At 44.1% G+C, this 14601-nt stretch carries 14 protein-coding genes; 10 read left to right on the plus strand and 4 right to left on the minus strand.

The features are described from left to right. The first annotated feature begins 238 nt into the window (after positions 1-238). The 3 genes from H5647_RS08195 to H5647_RS08205 are packed head-to-tail and all read left to right on the plus strand — an operon-like array spanning position 239 to position 5066. Positions 239-1195 (plus strand): ABC transporter ATP-binding protein, encoded by a 957-nt coding sequence (locus tag H5647_RS08195; protein ID WP_045857761.1) that lies wholly within the window; start codon positions 239-241, stop codon positions 1193-1195. Further along, positions 1185-4094: a Gldg family protein gene (locus H5647_RS08200; protein ID WP_045857763.1), complete on the plus strand. Its 2910-nt coding sequence runs from the start codon at positions 1185-1187 to the stop codon at positions 4092-4094. Before H5647_RS08195 ends, H5647_RS08200 begins: the two co-directional genes overlap by 11 nt. A 12-nt stretch (positions 4095-4106) precedes the next feature. Then, positions 4107-5066, plus strand: a complete 960-nt coding sequence (locus H5647_RS08205) for a DUF4340 domain-containing protein (protein ID WP_045857766.1) — start codon at positions 4107-4109, stop codon at positions 5064-5066. A 53-nt stretch (positions 5067-5119) separates the two neighbouring features. Here H5647_RS08205 and H5647_RS08210 read toward each other — a convergent pair whose 3' ends face one another. After that, on the minus strand, positions 5120-5692 hold the full coding sequence (locus H5647_RS08210) for a hypothetical protein (protein WP_045857768.1): 573 nt from the start codon (positions 5690-5692) through the stop codon (positions 5120-5122). A 131-nt stretch (positions 5693-5823) separates the two neighbouring features. Between H5647_RS08210 and H5647_RS08215 the strand changes: the two genes are divergently transcribed. The 7 genes from H5647_RS08215 (at position 5824) to H5647_RS08250 (ending at position 12309) form a co-directional block, all read left to right on the plus strand. Further along, on the plus strand, positions 5824-6138 hold the full coding sequence (locus H5647_RS08215; RefSeq protein ID WP_045857769.1) for a co-chaperone GroES: 315 nt from the start codon (positions 5824-5826) through the stop codon (positions 6136-6138). Further along, on the plus strand, positions 6135-7766 hold the full coding sequence (gene groL, locus H5647_RS08220) for a chaperonin GroEL (RefSeq protein WP_045857771.1): 1632 nt from the start codon (positions 6135-6137) through the stop codon (positions 7764-7766). Before H5647_RS08215 ends, groL begins: the two co-directional genes overlap by 4 nt. Positions 7767-7995: 229 nt before the next feature. Then, a complete protein-coding gene (locus tag H5647_RS08225) occupies positions 7996-8475 on the plus strand; it encodes an Hsp20 family protein (protein WP_045857773.1) in 480 nt (159 codons plus the stop codon). Positions 8476-8555: 80 nt separating this feature from the next. Beyond that, positions 8556-9173 carry an Hsp20/alpha crystallin family protein gene (locus tag H5647_RS08230; RefSeq protein ID WP_045857775.1) on the plus strand — a complete coding sequence of 206 codons (618 nt, stop codon included), beginning with the start codon at positions 8556-8558 and terminating at the stop codon, positions 9171-9173. 64 nt (positions 9174-9237) lie between these two features. After that, on the plus strand, positions 9238-10602 hold the full coding sequence (locus H5647_RS08235) for a DegQ family serine endoprotease (RefSeq protein ID WP_045857777.1): 1365 nt from the start codon (positions 9238-9240) through the stop codon (positions 10600-10602). A 77-nt stretch (positions 10603-10679) separates the two neighbouring features. Then, on the plus strand, positions 10680-11294 hold the full coding sequence (locus H5647_RS08240; protein ID WP_045857779.1) for an Hsp20/alpha crystallin family protein: 615 nt from the start codon (positions 10680-10682) through the stop codon (positions 11292-11294). 358 nt (positions 11295-11652) lie between these two features. Beyond that, positions 11653-12309 carry a GGDEF domain-containing protein gene (locus tag H5647_RS08250; RefSeq protein WP_236249152.1) on the plus strand — a complete coding sequence of 219 codons (657 nt, stop codon included), beginning with the start codon at positions 11653-11655 and terminating at the stop codon, positions 12307-12309. On the opposite strand, the gene H5647_RS08255 is transcribed toward H5647_RS08250, so the two are convergent. From H5647_RS08255 to H5647_RS08265, 3 genes are all read right to left on the minus strand, one after another. Next, the gene (locus H5647_RS08255; RefSeq protein ID WP_200911643.1) at positions 12296-12832 is read right to left on the minus strand and encodes a hypothetical protein; all 537 of its coding nucleotides are present in this window, start codon (positions 12830-12832) and stop codon (positions 12296-12298) included. The genes H5647_RS08250 and H5647_RS08255 overlap by 14 nt on opposite strands. Beyond that, positions 12829-13272: a zinc ribbon domain-containing protein gene (locus H5647_RS08260; protein WP_236074835.1), complete on the minus strand. Its 444-nt coding sequence runs from the start codon at positions 13270-13272 to the stop codon at positions 12829-12831. The genes H5647_RS08255 and H5647_RS08260 overlap by 4 nt, the downstream gene beginning before the upstream one ends. A gap of 45 nt (positions 13273-13317) precedes the next feature. Beyond that, positions 13318-14531, minus strand: a protein-coding gene (locus H5647_RS08265; RefSeq protein WP_236074836.1) for an IS3 family transposase whose coding sequence is annotated in 2 segments (ribosomal slippage) — positions 13318-14282 and positions 14282-14531 — 1215 coding nt in all. Because the reading frame shifts where the segments join, the coding sequence is not laid out codon by codon here. Positions 14532-14601 lie beyond the last annotated feature (70 nt).

Below are 14601 nucleotides of genomic sequence, written 5' to 3' on the forward strand. Positions count from 1 at the left end.
GCATATTGTTAAAAAGGCCTTGAACTTTTTCGCCTGATCCTCATCTATTCTCCAGTAAATCGCTGACAGCTTTGTTTTGGGGATAATCCCAGCTACAGGAGAATATGACAATGTTTTTATCGGTTGATAAGCGCTTTATGAATGCGCGTCCTCCTCCGTATTAATCTGTATTTGAATTTCAAATAGCAGGGTTGCCTGCATTTACTCAATAACTCTATTAAAAAAATAGGAGGGATGCATGCTGGAAGTAAACCAGATATCCAGAAAATACAATAGTTTTCTTGCTGTAGATAATGTCAGTTTCACTATTGGTAAGGGTGAAATTGTCGGCTTACTTGGTCATAACGGCGCCGGTAAAACCACGATCATGAAAATGATCAGCGGTTACCTTGAAGCTAATGCTGGCTCAGTGAAAGTTGACGGTGTTGATCTAGATTTAGATCCAAAAGAAATTCAAAAAAATTTAGGCTACCTGCCAGAAAGTTTGCCTGTATATTCAGAAATGAATGTCGCCGATTACTTGGATTTTTCAGCGGACTTAAAAGGCTTAAAAAACAACATTAAGAAATCAGAAATTAAACGCGTTATAGAAGCGACTGATATTTCTGCAAAACTATTGGCTCCCATTTCAACGTTGTCCCGCGGCTTTAAGCAGCGGGTTGGTGTTGCGCAAGCGATTCTTGGTCGACCAAAACTACTTATTCTGGATGAGCCAACTAACGGGCTAGATCCAGAGCAAACGCAGCATATGCGTGAGCTCATCAAGGAGGTTGCGAAAGATGCAACCGTTATTCTATCGACCCATATTATGCAAGAAGTTGAGGCGCTATGTACGCGCGTATTGATGTTGCATGGCGGAAAGCTGGCGCTGGATTCTGAACTTGAAGTACTGAGACAAAGTAATCATCTTCTATTAGAAACATCCATCAAAAAGGAGGATGTCCAACTAATAGAAAGTGTGGCAGGAGTTGACTCTGTTACATGCATAACTTCAGAAAGTGACAGTACTCGATATCGTGTTTGCATGAAAGAAAATGAAAATGTGAAAGAAATATCTGCTGCGATTGCTCGAGTTGTTGCTGATAACAACGCGTCGCTCTATCTCATTCACCCTGAGACGAGAGACTTAGAAACGTTGTTTAAAGAGGTCAATGAAGGGGAGTTTGATATTGAGGAGGTTCGTGATGCAGCATAATATTGAATCTAAAATAACAGTCAAGCGTATTGCGGCTAAAGAAATCTCGCTCTTCTTTACTTCTCCAATCGCGTATTTATTCTTGGCTACCTTTGCTGCCGTGACATTGTTTGTTTTTTTCTGGGGTGAATCTTTCTTTGCTAGGAATATCGCTGACGTTCGCCCTCTATTTGAGTGGATGCCGGTATTATTGATTTTTCTTTGCGCGACCTTAACCATGAGGTTGTGGAGTGAAGAGCGGCGAAATGGAACACTCGAATTTGTGCTAACCCAGTCGGTCCCGCTTTGGCACTTTGTCCTAGGCAAGTTTTTGGGGTGTCTATTCTTATTGCTTATCGCATTAGTGATCACACTACCTTTGCCCATTACTGTGGCTATTCTCGGAGATTTGGATTGGGGGCCAGTATGGACAGGCTATATTGCCACGCTTTTCATGGGCGCGGCCTACCTTAGTATTGGTTTATTTGTATCATCTCGAAGTGATAATCAGATAGTCAGCTTGATCAGTGCTTCGGTGCTCGCGGGGATGTTCTATCTGGTCGGCTCATCGGTAATAACCGATTTTTTTGCCAACCAAATAGGCGACTTGCTGAGACTTTTAGGGACAGGCTCCCGCTTTGAATCGATAACGCGCGGAGTAATCGATTTTCGAGATATCTATTATTACCTTAGTCTAATAGTTGTATTCCTCGCCTTGAACACATTGTCGCTTGAAAAAGAACGATGGGTGACGGATGGGTCTCGTGAGCATCATAAATACTGGCGAGTGTTTACTTTCTTACTTGTAGCGAATGCGTTCTCTGCAAACTTGTGGTTGGGGCAGGCTAATGGTTTACGCTTAGATGTAACTCGAGGTGACCAATATTCTATTTCTGAAGCGACAGAAAGTTATTTAAATCAGCTTCAGGAACCGCTTCTTGTGCGTGGTTATTTTAGTGGTAAAACCCATCCCTTATTGGCACCACTGGTGCCGCAGATGCGAGACTTGATAAAAGAGTATGAGGTTTCAGGTAAAGGGAAGGTAAGGGTTGAGTTTGTCGACCCGTTAAATGCGCCGGAGCTCGAAGAGGAAGCCAATCAGAAATATGGAATACAGCCCGTACCTTTTCAGATTGCTGATCGATATCAGTCCTCTATAGTAAGCTCGTATTTTAATGTGTTAATTCAATATGGTGATGAGCATCAGGTGCTAGGTTTTAGGGATCTTATTGAAGTTCAGGCACGTAGTGAGTCTGATATTGACGTTCAGTTAAGAAACCCAGAGCACGATTTGACTCGTGCAATAAAGAAAGTGCTGCGTGCATATCAAGCTGGTGGAAATCTTTTTGACACAGTTAAAACCGACTTAAGCCTAACGGCTTATGTCTCAACAGACGAGAAGTTACCGGAACAACTGCAGACCTTTAAAGCCGAAATTAAAGAGGTTGCAGAGGAACTTGAAGCACAGTCATCTGGACGCATAAAATTCTCGTTTGTAGAGCCTGAAAGCAATGGTGGTAAGGTTGCACAAGAAATTGGAGAGAACTATGGCTTTAAGCCCATGGCGACCAGTTTGTTTAGTAATGAGCAATTTTATTTTTATTTAACACTGCAAGGTAATGATCAAATTGTGCAGCTGCCATTAGGTGATATGAGCAAGAATGAGTTTGAGCGTAACCTGGATGCAGGTATAAAACGATTTGCTTCCGGTTTTACAAAAACCGTGGCTTTGGTGACGCCAAAACCCGACTACTCCTCTCCTTATGCTGGTAGAAGTGCAAGTTTTTCTCAGCTCGAGAACTTCTTAAGTGCTGAACTAAACGTCGTTCAAGAAGATCTTTCTGATGGTAGCGTTTCAGGTGAGGCTGATATTTTGTTACTCGCCGCTCCTAAAGCGCTAGATGAAAAGCAACTATTTGCGGTTGATCAGTTCTTAATGAAGGGGGGGACTGTTATCGCAGCAACTTCCCCGTATTCGGCTAGCCTTTCAAATCGTAATCTGAGTGTGCAAAAACACAGTAGTGGTCTCGAACGTTGGTTAGAGCACCACGGCATTAACATTGAAGATTCGTTGGTGCTTGATCCTCAAAACTCTTCATTCCCTGTTCCTGTGACACGTAATGTCGGTGGTTTTAGATTGCAAGAATTGCGGATGTTGGATTACCCCTATTTTGCTGATATTCGCAGTGATGGTTTGAATGACGACAATTTGATTACTTCAGAGTTACCGCAAATTACAATGGCCTGGAGCTCACCTGTTACGCTAGATGAAGAAAAAAACAAAACGCGTCAGGTTACTAAGCTATTAAGTAGTTCAGAACATTCATGGCTGTCAAACTCGATGGACGTGATGCCAAAAATGAGCTCGCAGGGTGTGAATGCCTTTGAGCTCGGAGGTGAACAGTCTAGCCACCTATTGGCGTTAGTCTCTCAGGGACGCTTCGATTCATTCTATGCTGGCCAATCGTCACCACTTATTGAGAAAGTGGAGGAAAGTGACGACAGTGATTCAGAGTCAGAGAAACCTGAAGGTGGGAAAGATGCTGAGAACGAGCTGCAAGTCAGTAGTGTGATAGAGCGATCGCCAGAATCATCCCGCATCATACTGTTTGCATCGAACGAGTTTCTAAGTGATCAAATTATCCAGATGCTTGGAAGCGCTCAACAAACCGAGTACGTTAATACGGTACAAATGGTAGCGAATGCGGTTGATTGGTCCCTTGAGGATGAAGGTCTTCTCAGTATTCGTTCGCGTGGTCACTTCAACAGAACCTTACCGCCGATGGAACAATCTGCTCAAATGTTTTGGGAGTACCTAAACTATGTCTTAGCGGCACTGGCCATTGCTGTGGTTGCCCTATGGGAAAGGCGAAAACGCGCGGCTAAGAACAAGCAGTATTTAGAACTTTTGGCAGCTTAACGGGAGCTTGTAATGAAAAAGAAAATTCCTTTATTAGCAGGCGTGCTAAGTGTTCAACTTATCGTTGCCTTGCTGTTTTTAATTTTGGGAAATGGCGATTCTAAAGAGCTTGTTGCAGAGCCATTATTAGGTATTTATAAGGGCAAGATAGATCGCATAGAAATCAGCGACTCTGATAAACAAGTGACAATGTCGAAAAGTGGCGATGGATGGCACTTGTCTGAAAGCGGTTTGCCTGTCGAGCAGAGTAAATTGACATCTTTGTTAGGTACGCTTGAGGAATTGAAAACGACCTGGCCGGTCGCCAAAACTACATCAAGTCACGAACGGTTTGAAGTTTCTAATAGCAAGCACCAAAGAAAACTAACCTTGTCTAAGGGGGGGGAACCTCTGGCAGAGTTTTATGTTGGAACGTCGCCGGGATTTAAAAGATCACATGTGCGTCTTGCTGGGCAGGATGAGGTCTATGCCGTGGAGTTTAATACCTACGATGCTCCCGTTATTGAGAAAGACTGGCTTGATAAAACCTTGTTGGTTGTTAAATCGGTAACGAAAATAACAGGTAAAGATTATGAACTGGCAAAAGACAGCGATAGCTGGAGTCTATCAGTTGTTCCTGAAGGACGAGAAATCAGTCAGGAAAAGGTTGGTGATCTTGCCAAGGCAATAGGTGCGTTTAGGGTGATTGATATCGCAGAAGATGTGCCGGAACTTGATGACGATAAGCGCGCCACCTTAAAAGTGAGCAATAGTGATAATTACTCCTTGGTGTTATTTGAAAAAGATGGCAAATATTATGTCAAGCGCTCAGATATAGAAAAGGTCTTTACCCTTAGTAAGTACGAGTATGATCGCTTAACCAAGCCAAACTTGGAATCCTTAACCACCGAAGTTACGGTTGACGATGCAGTAGTTAACAGTAATACAGAAGATGTCACGCTTGAAGGTGAGGAAAAAGAAGAGCCGAAATAACAGGCAAGTGGGGGGCGATATTAAGCCCCCTTTTACAATGTATTCTAAAAAGGTCAGTGTCGCTGGTTGAGCTCAATGGGGATAATGCCTATGGAGTTAAGCTGTTTTCTTAACGTGGCATTCTTTGATTGCTGCCATCTTTCCAGCAAAGAAAAAATGTCTTCGACTTTGTAGTTAAGTTCAACAGCGCAAACATTTGCCACTACTTGCAATAACTTAGGGAAGCTATTGGCAAGTTCGTTAAAAATATTACGCCCACCATGATTCAATCCGCCCATGCCAATAAAATAGTCTTTATTAACACCTCTTTTCGCAAAACTCTCAAAAAATAGCGCTCCGATAAACAAAGAACTGTCTCCCAGTTGTTTGATTATGCTGTTTCTCTGGCTGACCGTTTTTGCCTTATAAGCTTCCTCGTATAACAGAGCAAGTGTTGGCAGTGAAAGGGTGTCGTTTTTAATCTGAAATAAATGTTTGCTCTCGCTAAAGTGAATAAGAAGCTGAGCCAAGTAGTGAAGTGCTTCTTCTGACAAAGGTGGCAACAAATCTTTTGATTCTCGGTTAATACCGTCGTAAAAATATTCCTTAAGATTTGTTTGACTTATGGTGTTATCGCTCCGAATCATTGGTTTACCTCAATTTAATTTTTTTTCATTTGACCTCTTGAATCGAATTTAAGAATCCCTAATTACAGTCACGGGAAGGTTCTTCCTGACATTTATTGTCTTAGGTTATCAATCATTTTAGGAGGAAATTTATGACTTTGAAACCTCTTTACGATCGTGTGGTTGTACGCCGGTTAGAGGCAGAGACAACCACCAAAGCAGGCATCATTATCCCTGATAAGTCGGCCGAGAAGCCTACCCAGGGGGAGGTGGTAGCCGTTGGAGATGGTGTGGCTGGTGACTCGGGAGAGCTTCGAGCGCTTTTGGTGAAAAAAGGTGATCGGATTCTCTTTGGGCAATATGCCGGATCCCAGGTAAAAGTTGATGGCGAGGACTTATTGATCATGAAAGAGTCGGATATTCTTGCCGTTGTCGAACAAGAGCAGTTAGAGGAGAAAGCAGCATGAGTGCAAAAGCGGTAATCTTTTCAGGTGATGCGCGTGAGCGCATGTTGACCGGGGTGAATGTTCTGGCCGATGCCGTGAAAGCAACCCTTGGCCCAAAAGGCCGCAATGTGGTCTTAGATAAGAGCTTTGGTGCACCTAGGGTCACGAAAGATGGTGTGTCAGTGGCAAAAGAAATTGAACTGTCTGACAAGTTTCAGAATATGGGTGCTCAGATGGTTAAAGAGGTGTCATCCAAAACAGCAGACATCGCTGGTGATGGCACGACAACCGCAACAGTCTTGGCACAAGCATTGGTGCGTGAAGGTCACAAAGCTATCGCCGCAGGTATGAATCCAATGGATCTGAAGCGAGGCATCGATGCGGTAATAAACTCGGCCACGTCAGAGCTTCTTGATCTAGCTAAACCCTGCGATGACAATAAATCCATTGGCCAGGTGGCCACTGTTTCTGCGAACTGGAACCAGGATATTGGTGACATCCTTGCGGAGGCGATGGATAGAGTGGGTAAGGATGGTGTCATCACTGTTGAAGAAGGCAAGTCACTCGAAAACGAACTGGAAGTCGTTGAAGGTATGCAGTTCGATCATGGTTATCTGTCGCCTTATTTCATCAGCAATCAGGAAAAAATGCAGGTTGAGTTAGATAACCCGTATATCCTGTTGTTTGACAAGAAGATCAGCAATATCCGTGATTTGTTACCACTGCTGGAGAAAGTCGCGAAAGATAGCCGACCATTAATGTTAATAGCTGAAGATATTGAGGGTGAGGCTCTTTCTACACTCGTAGTGAATCAGTTGCGCGGTATTCTCAAAGTCGCTGCAGTCAAAGCGCCAGGCTTCGGAGATCGTCGTAAGGCTATGCTGGAAGATCTCGCTATTTTAACTGGTGCAACTGTGATTAGCGAAGAAGTTGGTTTGTCACTTGAAGGAGTGGAGTTAGATCAGCTTGGAGGTGCCAAACGTATCATTATCGCCAAAGACGCAACGACTGTCGTGGATGGTGCAGGTGATGCTAAGTCTATCGATGCGCGGGTGTCGCAGATCAAATCTGAAATAGAAAATACCAGTTCAGACTATGATCGGGAAAAACTCCAGGAGCGAGTCGCTAAGCTGGCTGGCGGTGTTGCGGTTATTAAAGTTGGCGCGGCCACCGAAGTTGAAATGAAGGAGAAAAAAGACCTCGTAGATGATGCCTTCCATGCAACGCGTGCTGCTGTCGAAGAAGGTATCGTTGCGGGTGGTGGCGTGAGCCTTATCCGTGTTGCAGAAGCCGTTAAAGTCAAAGATCTGAAGCTCGCGAATGAAGATCAACAGGTTGGAGCGCGAATTGCGCTACGCGCCATGGAAGAGCCGTTTCGACAAATCGTCAATAATGCGGGCGTTGAAGCCAGTGTTGTGCTCGAAAAGGTTCGAAATGAAAATGGTACCTATGGCTATAATGCCCAAACTGGAACCTATGGTGACATGATAGAAATGGGCATTATTGACCCAGCAAAAGTGACGCGTTCGGCCTTACAAAATGCCTGTTCTATTGCAGGGTTAATGTTGACGACTGAAGTCATGGTGACGGATGCGCCTAAGGAGGAAAGTGAGGCTCCTGCCATGCCTGATGCGGGTGGCTGGGCCTGATCTAGAGCTGACTTCATGATAGTAAGGAGGGGGAGTATTACTCCCCCTCCTTTTTTAATATAAAAGCTAGTTTTAATCGCGAGTTAAAAAATAAATAAATTTTATAAGAAAGACTATTGAAAGTTGTTTGGTAGGCCCTAGATATAGTCGTGTGAGAGGTTGTCCGTTTGGAAACCGAATCACCTTTGATTGTTTTTTATTTTATATTGCTTCTAACGGAGGATATACCATGAACGCAATTGATTTAACTCCACTCTATCGCAGCAGTGTCGGCTTTGATCGTTTAGGTTCATTCATCAATCATGCATTGACTGCTGAATCCACTACCAGTGGATACCCTCCCTACAATATCGAAGTGCTTGATGAGAATCGCTATGCCATTACGCTGGCCGTAGCAGGATTTTCTCAAGAGGAGCTGGATATTCAGGTTGAAAAAGGCGTGTTGTCTGTAGCAGGTAATAGAGCTACTAAAGATGAGCGCCAATATCTCTATCAAGGCATTGCTAATCGTACGTTTGAGCGAAAGTTCAATCTTGCTGATTATGTTGAAGTAACCGGTGCTGATCTTTCTAATGGCCTGTTGACCATAAGCCTGAAGAAAGAAATTCCCGAAGCGATGAAGCCAAAAAACATAGCCATCAATCAAGGTGGGAATGTTCTGGAACATAGCGCTGAGGAGAAAAGCACTAAAGGCAATAAGGCTGCATAGCGATATTGAGGGTGTACGTATGTGCGCCCTCCTCTTAACCTTTTTAAGCGTTTTTCAACCTGATTTGTTGGAGGTGTCTCATGGATATTGAAAAATTAAAACCTTGGAATTGGTTTAAGCATGAAGATGATTCTGCTCACCAAATTCCAGTATCGAAAAACGATGCTCTTGGTGAAAGTTCATCAGAGACTAAGAAACTTGACACCCCGCAACATCAGGCAGTGGGTTCTTTAATGCAGTTGCATAATGAAATGGACCGCCTGTTTGATGACGTGTGGCGCTCATTTGGCATGTTCTCGGGCTCAAGAGTTGCGCGACCAACATCGATATTTAATAACAGCCTGTTTGATCATTCCATCTTGGGTGATTATAGAGCGAAGCTGGATGTATCAGGCAGTAAAAAAGAGTATGAGGTATCGATCGATCTGCCTGGACTGGCAGAAGACGATATTCAGATTGAGCTGAATGGCAACACACTGGTTATTAAAGGACAGAAGGAGGAAAAAAACGAAAGTAAAGATAAACAGTACTATCGTGTAGAACGCAGTGTAGGATCTTTTCAACGTACTTTGTCATTACCTGAAGACGCTGATCGAAATGATATTTCAGCCAATATGAAAAATGGTTTATTGGTTGTCCATATTCCAAGAAAAGCATTGCCGAAAGACGATGTAAAACGTATTTCGATTTCATCGTAAATTCTCGGAGGCGGTTTATGCCGCCTCCTTTTCACAGGTAAAAATAAGAAGAGGAGAAGAAACCATGCTTCAGAGAACATATCTCACATTTGTTTTTCTGGCAATGCTTGTTATTGGTCAGGCTCAGGCGGCATTGCCGAATGTGATGAATGATGGCAGGCCATTCCCATCATTGGCGCCAATGATCAAAGATGTTCATCCGGCAGTGGTGAATATCTCGACATTTTCAACACAGCAATACAGCAACAACCCCTTATTAAACGACCCTTTCTTTAGGCATTTCTTTAATATTCCTGATCAGCGCCAGTTTCAACAACAGCCGAAAAAGCGCCAGCAAAGTGCTGGTTCGGGTGTGGTGGTGAATGCGGACGATGGAGTCGTAATGACTAATTATCATGTAATCAAGGGCGCTGATGAGGTTCGAGTTTCGTTAGCCGATGGACGAAGTTATGAGGCAAAGGTGTTGGGTGAAGATGCCGAGCTTGATATCGCGATACTGAAAATAAAAGCCGATGACCTGGTTGAAGTAAAGATTGCAGATTCCGACGTTTTGGAAGTGGGTGACTTTGTCGTGGCGATCGGTAACCCTTTTGGCCTGGGACAAACCGTGACAACAGGTGTGGTGAGTGCTCTTGGAAGAACGGGCTTGGGCATTGAAGGTTATGAAAACTTTATTCAAACCGATGCCTCTATCAATCCGGGAAACTCAGGTGGTGCTTTGGTGAACCTTGCGGGTGAACTCATAGGGGTCAATACGGCAATTATTGCGCCCTCAGGAGGTAATGTAGGGATCGGCTTTGCCATTCCGGCGAATATGGCAAAAGCCAGTATGGAACAGATTATTGAGCATGGCGAAGTCAAAAGAGGTCAGCTCGGTATTGGTATTCAAGATATTACCCCGGACTTACGTAAAGCCTTTGACATGGAAAATGGTCAAGGTGGTGTTTTGGTAACGAATGTTATGGAAAATTCTTCAGCTGAAGACGCCGGTTTGAAGTCTGGCGATGTGATTATCGCTGTTGATGGGAAGGAAACGACGTCTACAGGGCAGCTTCGTAGCAGGATAGGCACGAGAAAAATTGGCGATAAAGTGACTGTAACACTCATTCGTGACGGTGACGAAAAACGTATTAAGGTTAAGGTTGGCAAACCGAGCACTTTAGCCAGCTTGAACGACAAGTTCCATGACTTGCTTGATGGCGTGCAGTTTGAAAATGACTCAAAAGGGAGTGGCGTTCGAGTTACCAGTGTCTCCCCTAACTCAAATGCGGCCTATAGTGGCCTGCGACCTGGGGACGTTATCGTCGCTGCAAACAAGCGCCGAGTTTATGATCTTGATTCACTGGAGAAGGCCCTTTCCAGAAATAAGGCGTCAGTGCTCTTGCAAATCAACAGAGGGGGCGGCTCGTTCTTTGTGGTCATTCGATAGAAAAGTGCCAGCCTCTGGGCTGGCGCTAGTCAATCAACTGTATTGAAAGGTAGTGAAGTATTGATAGGAGGTGAACTGTGACTAACAGCATAAAGTTAAAAATCTTAAGCGCTTGTGTTGCTCTTTGTCTTATAATTATTGCGGGACTTGGTTACAGCACATGGACGCTACACGATAAAGTGAACCAGTTAGAAAATACGCATGCATCGACTTATAATCCTGCTGCGCCTTTGATTTCTCCGGTACCAAAAAGTGATAAACACTGGAATGGTATTTGGGATGACTTTAATTCCATGCCCAGAGACTTCTCGCAAATGGATAAGTGGATGGGTGACATGATGAATAAAATGAGATCGGGCCGTTCAATGTTTCAACAGCCTGGATATGACATGTTAGACCAATCGTCAACGATTGAGATTGAGGAGAATGAGCATGAATATAGAGTTATTATTGAAATGTTTGAAGGTGAAGAAGTTGAACTGAATACAGAAATTTCTGACGGTGTTCTTTCCGTATCAGGAAGAGTAAAGAACAGCGCGTCAGATAAAGGGGCAAGCCTGTTTTCTCAGTCACAATTCCTGAGCGAATTTTCAAGGACATTTGTTCTTGATGAACCCATTGATCAAGCAGGGATGGAAGTGGTTAACGAAAAAGGGAAAACGATTGTGGTCGTTCCGAAGGTTGTTAGCTAAACGAGAAGGTAGTTGGCTGAGCGAGAAGGATGGGCTCTTAAAGCGGGCGCTGAGTGATGATGACATAGCGATGATATGGCAACGATTAATAGCAGAGTCGTCTAGATGACTCCTATCGTCAAACGATATCGTACTATCCAACTTGAGATTTGGGAGGTGGTTTTATGTGTGCAGATTACGCAATCATGGAAGAAATAATCGATGTGGGGGAGCATGCATTTTCTTTGCGAGAGATAAGCCAAATCGCCAACGATGAAAACATCCTCGCACGTTACGAGAAAAACTATCCAAATGAGCTATATTCAATGATTATGATGTCATTGACCCAAAAAAAAATAAGGAGAATGAGTCCCGGCAATTGTGGGTTAGTATCATCAAGCACAGGCAATGTTTAAACGAGCGACTGGAAAGAGATGTTGGAATATCGGTCGCATCACTGGATTATCTAACAAATATCAAAGGATACTTGGAAGAGCCTAAGATTATTGAGGACAAAAAAAGTAAACTATTTTCAGAAATCGCATTGACTGATGATTTAACGGGGCTTTATATTCGTGAGGTTTTCGACGTAACACTTAACAGGGAAGTTGAGAGAGCGAAGAGAAATCATCAGGCATTAAGTTTAGTTTTTATTGATATTGATAATTTTAAGCAAATTAATGATCGAAATGGACATCTTGCTGGTGATGAGGTTTTGAGAAAGGTTGCTAATTGTATTGAGTCATCAGTAAGAGAAATGGATTTGCCTGCCCGATATGGTGGCGATGAAATCGCCGTGATTATGCCTAATACTGCCATTGAAGATGCCAAAGAAGTTTGTGATAGAATTCGAAAAAATGTTCAGACATCAATATTCGAGTCTGGCGTTCAGGTGACTATAAGCGTGGGTCTAAGTTTATACGATACTGCGATGAAAAATTTGGAGGAATTTATCGACGCTGCTGACTCTGCGCTTTACAAAGCAAAAGAAACTGGTAAGAATAATGTGTATCATGAAAACGCTAGGCTTTCCTGATCTTTTTACACCTGATCTTAGTTCTTTGCTCACTCCACAGCCTAGGCGGATCTACCGCCAGATCAAATAAGGTCACGGTCGGTGGCAATTGGTCGTCAAGAATGGCCTCGACGATATCTGGCGCTAGTGTAGTCAGGTTAACCATTCGGCTGACGTAGCTGTTGTCGACGCCTTCTTTCTCTGCAATTTCCCTTAGGGATTTAGCTTGGCCGGTTTCCAGCATGGCGAGCCAGCAATGGCCGCGTGCCAGAGCTAGCTGCAGTGGTGTTGGATCAGTATCCCATGGCCTGGGCTCATGGGAGGAACCATCAGGTAGAGTGATAAGTTGTCGGCCGCTTCGGCGTTTTAAATTGATAGGCACCGAAATACTGAGTTGGCCATTACTGGCTTCAACAACGCTTGAGTCACCTGACTGACTCATTTCAATTTTAAAGCCGCTACCTTTGTTGTTCACCCCATCCTTGGGGTTCACCGCTTCGCGGCCCGCAGAGCGGTCCAAATTATTTCCAGAAGAATTTGTCATGCGACCTCCTGTTTGGCTGAGTCAGTAATTTCTAAGGCGAGTCGTTCTATACCATTTTCCCAAAGGCGAATATCAATATTGTCTGGCTTGACGATGATTTTTTCGATCATCAATTTAATGATGCGAGATTGCTCATCAGGGAATAATTGCTCCCAAACGTTATCGATCTTGTTAAGCGCGACGGTAACTTGGGCTTCATCAATATCGTGGTGTTTCTCCTGTACGATAGATGCAACCTGTTGCGTAACGGGCGGTGCTTTGAGAATACCTCTGATTTGTTCAACAACAGCCGATTCTAGTTCGGCTGCAGGGATTCTAGGCAAGCCTGATGCGCCAGAATATTCCTTAGTATCGCGAGTGCTGATGTAGTAGCGATACCGTCGGCCACTCTTTTTCTTAGTTGAACTCCAAGTTGTCAGCGCTCGGCCTGTTCTGGTCAAGTAAAACCGGACACCTATTTTTTATAAATTCCCTGCTAACGCGCTTCACTTGTTGGCTGCAGAATCGAAGTGTCGAACCTGCTCTGTTCGAGCAGAACCGACTCTTCCATTTTGCAGCACATACTTGGATTCTTCGTATTTTATTGGCGATAAATCTTCATTCGCCGAATGCAAACGATGTACATTGTAGTAGCGCATATATTTGCCCACGTCAGTCTTCATGTGCGCTCTTGTCGGCTGCGCAATCTTAAATATCCAATCGTGTTTAAGGCTTCCGAAGAAGCGTTCAACAACCGCATTATCCCAACAGGCACCAACGTCTCCCATACTCGCCCGCATATCGTAAGCCGCTAGAAGTTTTCGATAGCGCTTACGGGTATATTGTGAGCCTCTATCGCTATGAAAAACTAAGCCTTTAGGCGGCTGTCTTAGGTTGTAGGCCTTTATCAGGGCCTTGCTCACTAAATTAGTTGTCATGCGCTTATCAATGTACCAACCAACAATTCGACGCGAGTACAAATCCATAACAATCGCCAAATACATCCAACCTTCGCCGGTCTTCAGGTAAGTGACATCGCCCGCCCAAATTTGATCCGGCCCCACTGGGTTAAAATTCTGATTCAGCAAGTTGTCGGCTACGGCATCCGAGGTTTTGCGTTTAGTTGTCACTTTATAGGCGGTTCGCTGAGTGACCCTTAAGCCAAGCTTGCGCATCAAGTTACGAACCCGATAACGACCAATCTGAAAGCCTTCTTCGCGTAATTTCTTCATCATCTCGCGACTACCCAGGCTATTGCGACTCTGCTCGAAAAGCCACTTCATCCTACGGTGTAGGTGCAAGGTATCGCTTGTTATCACTGTGCCTGGGCGCTTAAGCCAATCGTAATAGGACGTTTTCCCAACGCCCATCACGCGACACAACATAACTACAGGAAAGCGAGGTGATTCAGTCTGAATGAAATCGTACTTTACTTCATTTCTTTCGCAAAGAAGGCGCTGGCCTTTTTTAAAATCTCTTTCTCCATGCGCAGCTCTTTGTTTTCCTTGCGCAAGCGCTTAAGCTCGACTCTCTCATCCTCGGCCAGCACTTCACCTGCCTCACTAGACTCCACCTTTTCTTTCCATTTGTAGAGCATGTTGGTTGCGATACCCAACGATTTAGCGGCCTCAGGAACGGAATAGCCTTGTTCTCGAACAAGCGCAACGGCCTCTTCCTTAAACTCTTTCGGGTACTGCTTGTAAGTACGCTTCTGACTCATAATGACACCTTAATTGTTGACTAATATTGTCTCTCATTAAAGTGTCCGGTGCTATTAGACCACTACAAAT

The organism is Teredinibacter purpureus (genome assembly GCF_014217335.1).
Taxonomy (GTDB): Bacteria; Pseudomonadota; Gammaproteobacteria; order Pseudomonadales; family Cellvibrionaceae; genus Teredinibacter; species Teredinibacter purpureus.